At 61.1% G+C, this 283-nt stretch carries 1 pseudogene; it reads left to right on the forward strand.

Annotated features, from left to right (window positions below):
- Window positions 1-155: pseudogene (locus AAIR21_RS28100) on the forward strand (type VI secretion system lipoprotein TssJ); the annotation flags it as partial.
- Between the last annotated feature and the right edge of the window lie 128 nt (window positions 156-283).

Below are 283 nucleotides of genomic sequence, written 5' to 3' on the forward strand. Positions count from 1 at the left end.
CGGTGGTGGCGCTGTTTCGCCAGCCGGATCTGAAGCACAACACCTGGCGGCTGGTACTGCGACGTGACGATCTGGATCCGGACAAGGCGCGGACCGTTGAGCTGGGTGACGGCAGTCTGAGTCTGGTACCGGTGAAGGGGAAACGCGGTGGGTGAGATGCAGAATAACGTTCGCGGGCCGAACCCGTATCAACTGGCGATAAGCGACAGCACGGTCAGGGCTGACGTACTGCGCTTTCGCGGGACAGAGGCGCTGAGCAGGCCGTTTTCATGGCGTATTGAAT

Source organism: Enterobacter sp. PTB, from assembly GCF_051130085.1.
GTDB lineage: Bacteria > Pseudomonadota > Gammaproteobacteria > Enterobacterales > Enterobacteriaceae > Enterobacter > Enterobacter ludwigii.